12 protein-coding genes, 1 tRNA gene and 1 pseudogene are annotated in these 6,080 nt (G+C 70.8%); 11 read left to right on the top strand and 3 right to left on the bottom strand.

Annotated features, from left to right (window positions below):
* Window positions 1-59: 59 nt before the first annotated feature.
* The 6 genes from P1P70_RS38705 to P1P70_RS38680 are packed head-to-tail and all read left to right on the top strand — an operon-like array spanning window position 60 to window position 2,205.
* Entirely contained in the window at window positions 60-359 is a 300-nt protein-coding gene (locus tag P1P70_RS38705) for a hypothetical protein (protein WP_319246135.1), read from the top strand.
* Entirely contained in the window at window positions 356-631 is a 276-nt protein-coding gene (locus P1P70_RS38700; RefSeq protein ID WP_319246133.1) for a hypothetical protein, read from the top strand. Before P1P70_RS38705 ends, P1P70_RS38700 begins: the two co-directional genes overlap by 4 nt.
* Complete coding sequence (locus P1P70_RS38695) at window positions 628-999, top strand: hypothetical protein (protein WP_319246131.1); 372 nt, start codon at window positions 628-630, stop codon at window positions 997-999. The genes P1P70_RS38700 and P1P70_RS38695 overlap by 4 nt, the downstream gene beginning before the upstream one ends.
* The gene (locus tag P1P70_RS38690) at window positions 996-1,499 is read left to right on the top strand and encodes a hypothetical protein (RefSeq protein ID WP_319246129.1); all 504 of its coding nucleotides are present in this window, start codon (window positions 996-998) and stop codon (window positions 1,497-1,499) included. The genes P1P70_RS38695 and P1P70_RS38690 overlap by 4 nt, the downstream gene beginning before the upstream one ends.
* Entirely contained in the window at window positions 1,496-1,951 is a 456-nt protein-coding gene (locus tag P1P70_RS38685) for a hypothetical protein (protein WP_319246128.1), read from the top strand. Before P1P70_RS38690 ends, P1P70_RS38685 begins: the two co-directional genes overlap by 4 nt.
* Window positions 1,948-2,205: a PadR family transcriptional regulator gene (locus P1P70_RS38680; RefSeq protein ID WP_319246126.1), complete on the top strand. Its 258-nt coding sequence runs from the start codon at window positions 1,948-1,950 to the stop codon at window positions 2,203-2,205. Before P1P70_RS38685 ends, P1P70_RS38680 begins: the two co-directional genes overlap by 4 nt.
* On the opposite strand, the gene P1P70_RS38675 is transcribed toward P1P70_RS38680, so the two are convergent.
* Window positions 2,189-2,317, bottom strand: coding sequence for a hypothetical protein (locus P1P70_RS38675; RefSeq protein ID WP_319246124.1), 129 nt, complete (start codon window positions 2,315-2,317; stop codon window positions 2,189-2,191). The two genes, P1P70_RS38680 and P1P70_RS38675, sit on opposite strands and share 17 nt — an antisense overlap.
* A gap of 204 nt (window positions 2,318-2,521) precedes the next feature.
* Here P1P70_RS38675 and P1P70_RS38670 point away from each other — a divergent pair.
* A tRNA-OTHER gene (locus tag P1P70_RS38670) sits at window positions 2,522-2,588 on the top strand.
* Between the two features lie 281 nt (window positions 2,589-2,869).
* On the opposite strand, the gene P1P70_RS38665 is transcribed toward P1P70_RS38670, so the two are convergent.
* Window positions 2,870-3,205, bottom strand: coding sequence for a hypothetical protein (locus tag P1P70_RS38665; RefSeq protein ID WP_319246123.1), 336 nt, complete (start codon window positions 3,203-3,205; stop codon window positions 2,870-2,872).
* On the bottom strand, window positions 3,205-3,783 hold the full coding sequence (locus tag P1P70_RS38660; protein WP_319246122.1) for a hypothetical protein: 579 nt from the start codon (window positions 3,781-3,783) through the stop codon (window positions 3,205-3,207). The genes P1P70_RS38665 and P1P70_RS38660 overlap by 1 nt, the downstream gene beginning before the upstream one ends.
* Window positions 3,784-4,033: 250 nt before the next feature.
* Here P1P70_RS38660 and P1P70_RS38655 point away from each other — a divergent pair, with 250 nt between their 5' ends.
* The 4 genes and pseudogenes from P1P70_RS38655 to P1P70_RS38640 form a co-directional block, all read left to right on the top strand.
* Complete coding sequence (locus P1P70_RS38655; protein WP_319246120.1) at window positions 4,034-4,186, top strand: hypothetical protein; 153 nt, start codon at window positions 4,034-4,036, stop codon at window positions 4,184-4,186.
* Window positions 4,186-4,374 (top strand): hypothetical protein, encoded by a 189-nt coding sequence (locus P1P70_RS38650; RefSeq protein ID WP_319246118.1) that lies wholly within the window; start codon window positions 4,186-4,188, stop codon window positions 4,372-4,374. Before P1P70_RS38655 ends, P1P70_RS38650 begins: the two co-directional genes overlap by 1 nt.
* 61 nt (window positions 4,375-4,435) lie before the next feature.
* On the top strand, window positions 4,436-5,827 hold the full coding sequence (locus P1P70_RS38645) for a GIY-YIG nuclease family protein (RefSeq protein WP_319246115.1): 1,392 nt from the start codon (window positions 4,436-4,438) through the stop codon (window positions 5,825-5,827).
* Window positions 5,824-6,080, top strand: a pseudogene (locus P1P70_RS38640) (hypothetical protein); the annotation flags it as partial. The gene P1P70_RS38645 and the pseudogene P1P70_RS38640, both read left to right, overlap by 4 nt.

Genomic DNA, 6,080 nt, shown 5'->3' with positions numbered 1-6,080 from the left:
ACCCCACACCCAGCCCGACAACCCCCACACGGGCCACACAGCCCCGAGAAGGAGCAACCGTGACCGAACCCGAACCCGAACGCGACCGCCTCGCCGAGCAGCGGTCCCTCGCCCTCGACTACCTCGACTCCCTCGACGGCCAGAAGATCACCGAAACAGACCGGCAGCGACTCCTACGCATCCTCGACGACGGCCGCCTCAACGGACCCCTCTGCGGCAAAACCCAGGCCGCCAACGGCAACACCTACCCGCCCTGCGCCAGACCCAAGGGCCACATCGAGGCGTACTGCCGCGACGCCGCGCGCAACGCCTACTTCATCGCCGCCGCGCAGACGGCTGACCTCCGGAGGAACCCGTGACCCACACCCGAACCCACGTCTACGTCAGCTTCGCGAACCCGCACCTCGTCTGCGACCTCTGCCGGAAGCCCGTGCCCCGCTGGCACAACAACGACAAGTGCGGCTGCGAGGAGACGTTCTGGAACGACCCGTGCGGCTGCCAGCGGGCCGGGATCACCAGCGTCTGCCCGTCCTGGAATCCGGTCGACGGCTGCGTCTGCCAGGAAGTCCTCGGCACCGTCGACCACCCCGCCCCGTCTGTGCAGTGCCCGGCACCCAAGGAGCAGCAGTGACCGACCGCCCCATGATCGGCGTGGGCATGCCCGCCGCCCTCCACCTCGACGCCTTCGGCCGCGAGATCGAAGCCGCCTTCGGCTACCTGCCCTACCTCGTAGGCACCGCCGCCGTCGGCAAGACCTGGCGCGACGTCGACGTCCGCTTGATCCTCCCCGACGACGAGTTCGACCACCTGTTCCCGCCCATCGAGTCTGGCCGCTTCCCTGACGGGCTGTGGAGTCTGCTCTGCGCCGCGCTCTCCGAGCTGGGCCGCCAGCGGACCGGGCTGCCCGTCGACTTTCAGATCCAACGTCAGAGCTACGCCAACGACCGGTTCCCCGGGGTGCGGCAGGCCCTCGGACTCCACGACAGGAACGGCCAGTGAGCATCTACGGCAGCATCTACGGCGTCGGCGGCGACGGCGACCCCGAACACCTCGGCCACCCGTGGCAGTACAACGGCTCCCACATCCTCCCCGCGCAGGATGGGCCGCGGGCCGGCAGCATCGGCCTCGCGTTCATCCCCTCCCACATCACTCGCGACGGCCGCGACGACCAACCCTCAGACGGCACCCCGTGGCCGTGGCTGCGCCTCCACCTCACCGTGGACGGCGACGACCCGTGCACCCTGATCAACCCGGCCCAGGCCCGGCACCTCGCCGAACAACTCGCCACCTGGGCCGACCAGGCCGACCCGCCCGAGTCCGCCGGCGGACAGCACTGGTGGATCCACGCCCGCTTCCGCGACGGCAGCTCCCTCTGCGGGCCTGGCAGCAGTGACCGCGACGCGACCCTCGCCAAGCTCGCCGAACTCCGGGCCAAGCATCCCGGCACCCTGTACCGGCTCGTCTGCGACACCACCCGCAGCACCGTGGAGGACGCGTGACCGACCAGCCGCAGGAACGCGACGTCGTGCGCGCCGCCCGCCTCGACAGCCTCAGCGTCCTCCTCACCCGCATCGCCAACGGCCGGACGCTCACCCCGGAGGAGGCCCGGCTCCTGGTGGAGCACGTGGGCGCCGAGGTCAGCGAGTCCACGACGGCGCGCGCTGCTGCCGCCGACCTCGCCCAGCGTCTCGACATCGGCGACGCACAAGCCTGGTGCAAGTACTGCCGCCGCGCCTGGGACAGCCCCACGCACCGATGCGAGTCAGACGCCGAACAGCGGGTGCAGCGGATCGCTGAACTCCGCGACCGGTGGCTGATGGCCGGGCCCCCGCCGCTCGGCACGCCCCTCGCGCGCTGGTGGGACAAGCGGCTCATCGAACTGAACACCGCCCTCGACGAGCCCGCACCCGCCACGCCGGCAGCGACCCAAGCGACCAAGGACCAGACATGACCATCCGACTCCAGCGGAAGATCCGACGCATCACCAACACCCTCGACCCCGCCAACCGGCCCCTCACCGCCCAAGACCTGCAACGCGCCACCTGCTACCGACCCGCCACCATCTACCCCGCGCTGCACCGGCTCCTCGCAGCCGGCTGGATCGACTGCGTGGGTGGACCGCGGGGAGTGGCCGGCTACGAACTGACGGCGCGCGGGCGGGCGGCGGCAGGGCTTGTCGGGCCGGGCGTCAGATCGACGAGCTGAACCCGCCGGCCTTCCGCACACCGGTCTGTACGAGGATCCGGGCGAGTGTCGGCGACGGCCGCCGTGCGGCGAGTTGGGCGAGGGGGACACGGGGCGGGGGCTGGCTGGTCATCGGAGTCTCGCTCTCGGTCGTACCGGTGCTGCACTGACGGTAGCGGGCGCGGCGTGGCATCCTGGCTTCGGCAGTGCGGTCCTCAGGGAGGGCCGTCCGATCGGCTGCCGCGCGCCGGAGTAGCCATCCGGCGCATCCCGCCTTCCGCCCCGCTCCTCCACGTTGAGGACGGGGCGGTCGTGCGCCGTGGCATCCTGGCTGGGTTCCCTCGTAGCTCAACTAGGCAGAGCACCCGACGGGGAGGCTGCGCGTTCAAATCGCGTCGAGGGAACGTCTGCCGGGACGAGGTCGGAACCAGGTGACTGGATCCTCCCGCACCAGCGGTTCCCCGTCGGGGAGGTCAGCCGCGCGGGGCTAGAGGCCCCCGGAGACGAGTGGGCGTCCGTTCACCCCGAGCGGGCGCCCGCTGTCGTACACGCGCGCTACCCTGACTGTGTTGGCCCGTCGTCCTCTGCTCCGGCAGGCCAGCCTGCTACACAACACGACGCCCCCTCCCGATAGGTGCGGAAGGGGGCGTCGCTGTTCGAGGGGGTCAGCCCCACGCGGTGTCGCTCATCGATCCCACCCCGCTCCTTCATCGTCGTCGAGCCAAGCGTAGTAGTCGCTCCCCTGCCACGCCGTATGCCGCTGGTGGTAGCCGCGCTCCCCGCAGTACACGGTGTCTGGCATCGGCTCCTCACGAAACGTCGCCGCACACGACGCGTCGCACTGATCGACCTCGTCGGTGACCGGGCCGTGTTCGGGAGCGCCGCCCGCCGCCCGCCGTTCCAGGTACGCCCTGAACTCGGCCACAGCCTTCCGGTCCCCCTCGGTGAGGCGGGCGTTCGGATTGTTGCCACAACGCGGGCCTACGGTCGCCGCTTCGTTCTGCATCGGATTCTCCACCACTACCTCTCCTCCGCCTCGCTGGCCGACTGACGCAGCGACGTGGCGATCGCCTTCACCGCCGCATTCCACGTCCGATCCTGGTCCGAGCCGGTGATCCCGTCGAGGAACTCCTGCTCGACCGCATCAGCCGCCAGACGCAACTCCCGCGCCCGGTAGGCGTCGAGGAGTTGCGCCGCCTCGTCCAACGGCGTACCCCGCTTCCCCGCCGCGCCGTCGTACGGCGGATCGTTCAAGGCGGACATGATCGCGATTCGCGGGTCAACGGTGGTGGTCACTGGGGCTCCCTGTTCTCTGGGCTTGGGGCTGCGCTTCTTCGTGTCCGGACCGCGTCCTCGTCGCTTGCCGAGACGCTCCCGCATATAGGGGGCGAGCACGTCGTACGGGAGCGTCCGCGTCTTACCGACCACCCGGTAATCCTTCTCAGTGATCGGCCAACCCGAGTGCGGATCGCGGGCCAAACGCCGCAGCCCTTCGGCGGTCATGCTCTGGGCGATGCCTTCTACGACGAGCCGTTCAGCGGCCTCGGTGAAGGTCAGCATCGTCCGCTGCTCCTCTCCCTGCGGCGTGTCTTCGGGCATGCCCCATCCTCCCAGCTTTATTGCGTTGAGCGCAACAAAGCGCTACGTTTGTACAGCACCAACAGAACAGCCCGGCGTGAGTTCGCACCTCGCGCCGGGCCTGTCACCCACCTGCCTACCAGGAGAGATGACCAATGCAGGGTACCGACCCGCAAGCCCCGAAGCACGACCCGCGCACCGAGCCGCTCCCCCCGCAGGGGCAAGCCGCACTCGCCCGCCTCGACCGCGCCCTCCGCCCGGCGGTCGCCCAATGAGCGCCCAGCCCACCGAAGCCGAACGCGTCGCAGCCCTCCAAGCCGAAGCCGCCGCCGCATACGCCGCAGCCCAAGCCCAACAGGACGCCGCCCGCGAACAACTCGCCTTCGCCCGCATCCACGGCAACGAAGCCGCAAGCACCCGCTGATGGGCCGCCTCTCCGACTTCGCCCGCAGCCTCCGCCCCGGCAACGACCAACAACTCGCCAACGACCTCAGCACCCAACGCAGAGCCAGCCACCGCCGGAACCTCCGCGCCAACGCCGCCGCCGGCCAAGCGTGGGAAGACGCCGACCGCCAACAAGACAAACGCGGCGGCTGGTACCGCGCCCGCTGAAACCCACCGACCGCCGGCCCCCGCGAACATCCCCCCGCGGGGGCCGGCCTTCGCCCGGAGGATGACCGTGCAGAAGCTCACCGGAGGACAGATCGCCGTCCTCGTCGTCACCACGATCCCCATGATCGCGGTCGGCATCGGCGGGGCCATCGGCACATACGCCAACGCCGCCAGCGTCCTCCACCGCAAAGAGACCGCCCTCGGTGTCGTCGCCGCCGGCGAAGGCGCGACCCTCGTCGCCGCCCTCGTCATGATCGTCGTCACGATGCTCGGGCAGAGCGCACCCTCCGTCGTACGGGCTGCACTCTGGCTCCTTCCCGCCGCCGCCTCGGTCATGGGTCTAGCGATCGCCCCCACCGTGACGGAAGCCGTCGTCTTCGGCCTCACCCCCCTCGCCATGACCGCGTCCGCCGAAGGCCTCTCCCTCCTCGCCCGCCGCATCGTTGTCCACCGCACCGGCGTCGACATCGAGGCGCAGCGGCGTGACTCTGCCGTCACGCGCAAACTGAACTGGCACCAGGCCAGCGCCGACCACCACCCCTCCAAGCTGCGGCGGTGGCGATCGGAGCGAACTGCGTGGAGGCTCGCCAGCAAGGTGGCCGCGAACGATCCAGGCTTGCGCGACGAACTGATGAGCGTTCAGCGCAAGCGCATCGTGCAGGGCGCAGACAAGGCCCTCACTGAAATGTTCGGTCTCCCGGTCGCACCAGGCGGCTTTGAGGAGGCGGCGCAGCAGGCGATCACGGTAGCCGGTGGGACCAGCCCAGCGCTGCCGCCCGCGCCACCCCGGAACCGCGCTCCCAAGGAGCCCCCGCCGTCCGCCCCTGCGGGCCCGCTCGGGGAGGCCGTTGAGGACGTGCGGGCGCTCTTCGGGAAGGCGCACGCCCCCATCGTGTACTTCCTCCGCAACGGAAGCCGCGTCAAAATCGGCGTCTCGCAGAACCTGCGTCGCCGCGTCGCCGCGCTCTCACTCCGGCCCGACGACGTCATCCGCGCCGAGCACGGACACCAGGAGTGGGAGCGGACCCAGCACCGCCGCTTCGCCGGCCTCCGCGTCGACGACACCGAGTGGTTCGAGCTACGCGGCGCGCTCGCCGAGTACCTCGGGTATCCCGCCGAGGACAGCGTGCCCGGACGTCCGGACACAGGGACGGACACCGACCTGGACACGTCCGGACAGCCGGACAGCGAGCCGGACACGGCATCCGGACAGGGCGAGGCATCGTCCGACGCTGAGCCCGTGACCAGCCCGGACACGCATCCGGACAGTCCGGACCCGCTGTCCGCCCTCGCCAAAGCGGCGTCCGGGCCCGCCGACCTTGTCCGCTCCCTCGCCACCCACGGCGTCCCCAAGGACGCCCTCGTGTCCGAGGCTGTCCGGCTGCGTCCGGACATGGTCGCGGACAGCATCCGCCGCACCGCCAAACGCCTCGGAGAGGGGCCGTACCTGTGAACACCCAGCCCGACGCCGACGAGCGTCGCATCGCCCAACTCCTCCGCCAGCGCGGCGTAGGCCCCGACGCCGAACCCGCCCTCGTCATCCCGCCCATGCCGACACGGCGCCCGAGGGACTGGCTGGACGACATTCTCGAAAGCAACACCCCGCCAGCCCCGAAGCCAGCGCCCGTGAAGGAGGCCCCGGCCGCGGTCGACCCGGTCCCGCCGGACGACGACGGGGACGACCCCGAACCCGCCTGCACCCCCCA

The sequence above is a fragment of the Streptomyces sp. MB09-02B genome, from assembly GCF_033794485.1.
Classification (GTDB): Bacteria; Actinomycetota; Actinomycetes; order Streptomycetales; family Streptomycetaceae; genus Streptomyces.
Note: the sequence above shows the minus strand (reverse complement) of the source record. Positions and strands in the feature narration are given on the sequence as shown.